This window comes from Kitasatospora sp. NPDC091207 (assembly GCF_044768625.1).
Lineage (GTDB): Bacteria > Actinomycetota > Actinomycetes > Streptomycetales > Streptomycetaceae > Kitasatospora.
The window spans coordinates 1-2,018 of the sequence record NZ_JBIVVS010000071.1; the positions used below are offsets into that span (position 1 = coordinate 1).

At 74.3% G+C, this 2,018-nt stretch carries 1 protein-coding gene; it reads left to right on the forward strand.

Annotated features, from left to right (window positions below; genetic code table 11):
- Positions 1-2,018 (forward strand): condensation domain-containing protein (locus tag ACIQTO_RS38145; protein ID WP_402398273.1); only part of this gene is annotated, 2,018 nt, incomplete at both ends.

Sequence of the window (2,018 nt, forward strand, 5' to 3'; positions counted from 1 at the left end):
CTGCTGGACTTCCTGGGCCGGGCCGATGACCAGGTGAAGATCCGGGGTTACCGGGTCGAGCCCGGTGAGATCGAGGACGCCATCGCCCTCGACCCGTCGGTCGCCCAGGCCGCCGTGGTGGTCCGTGAGGACACCCCCGGCGTCAAGCGCCTGGTCGCCTACCTCGTCCCCGCCGCGACGGCCGTGGACCTGGGCGCCGTCCGCAACGAACTCGCCGCCCGGCTGCCCGAGTACATGGTGCCGTCGGCGTTCGTGCTGCTCGACGCGCTGCCGCTGACCGTCAACGGCAAGCTCGACCGCAAGGCCCTCCCCGCCCCCGCCACCACCGGTACCGGCACCGGCCGTGCCCCGCGCGACGCCCGCGAGGAGATCCTCTGCGGGGCCTTCGCCGAGGTGCTCGGCCTCACCGAGGTCGGCCCCGAGGACCACTTCTTCGACCTCGGCGGGCACTCCCTGCTCGCCACCCGGCTGATCAGCCGGATCCGCGCGCTGCCCGGCGGCGCCGGGCTGACCGTCCGCGACCTCTTCGAGGCCCCCACCCCGGCCGGCCTGGCCCACCGGGCCGGCGCCGCCGACGACCCGCGCCCCGTCCTGGGCCGCCGCGAGCGCCCGGCCGACCTGCCGCTCTCGCACGCCCAGCGCCGGATGTGGTTCCTGCAGAACCTCGACGACTCCGGGGCCACCTACAACGTGCCCCTGGTCGTCCGGGTCAGCGGCCCGCTCGACCCGGCCGCCCTCGGTGCGGCCGTCCGCTCGGTGACACAGCGCCACGAGAGCCTGCGCACCGTCTTCACCGAGCGCGACGGCGACGTCCACCAGCGGATCCTGGCCGCGCCGGCCGCCGAGGCCGCCGTCCAGGTGGTGCGGTCCTCGCCCGGGACCCTGGACGCCGACGTCGAGGCCGCGGTGCGCCACGGCTTCGACCTCGCCGCCGAACTGCCGCTGCGCGTCAGCCTGCTGGAGCTCGCCCCGGAGGACCACGTGGTGGTGGTGCTCTTCCACCACATCGCGGGCGACGAGTGGTCGATGCTCCCCTTCATCGAGGACCTCACCACCGCCTACACGGCGCACACCGACGGCCGCACCCCCACCTGGGTGCCGCTGCCGGTCCAGTACGCCGACTACACCCTGTGGCAGCAGGAGCTGCTCGGTTCGGCCGAGGACGAGCGGAGCCTGCACACCCGGCAGGCCGGCTACTGGAAGCAGACGCTCGCCGGGTTGCCGGAGGAGCTTCCGCTGCCGACCGACCACCCGCGCAGGCCGGTGGCCGGCTACCGCGGCGACACCGTGCGCGGCCAGGTCCCCCCGGCGGTCTACCGCGGCCTGCGCGAGGCGGCCCGGGCCACCGGCACCACCACCTTCATGGTGCTCCAGGCGGCCGTGGCCACCCTGCTGCACCGGCTGGGCGCCGGCACGGACATCCCCCTCGGCGCACCCGTCGCCGGGCGTTCCGACAGCGCGCTCGACGGACTGGTCGGCTTCTTCGTCAACACCCTGGTGCTGCGGAACGACCTCGCCGGCGACCCGACCTTCGCCGAGCTGCTGACCCGCACCCGGGACACCGACCTGGCGGCTTTCGCCCACCAGGACCTGCCGTTCGACCGCCTGGTCGAGGCGGTCAACCCGCCGCGCGTGCCCGGCCGGCACCCGCTGTTCCAGGTGATGCTCGGCTACCAGCACAACGACGGCCAGGCGGGGCGCCTGCTCGGCCTGGAGAGCCGGATCCTGCCCTTCGAGCTGGGCGCCGCCAAGTTCGAACTCGACTTCAACTTCGAGGAGACCTCCGCGGCGGAGGAGATCGACATCGCGTTCGAGTACGCGGCCGACCTCTACGACCGCACCACCGCCGAGGCGCTGGTCGAGCGGCTGCTCGCCCTGCTGGAGCAGGTCGCGGCCGACCCGCACCGCCGGATCGGAGCCCTGGACGTGCTGACGGTGCGTGAGCGTGGGCTGGTGTTGGGGGAGTGGGCGGCGACGGGTCGTGTGTTGCCGGGGTCGACGGTGGCGGATCTGTTGGC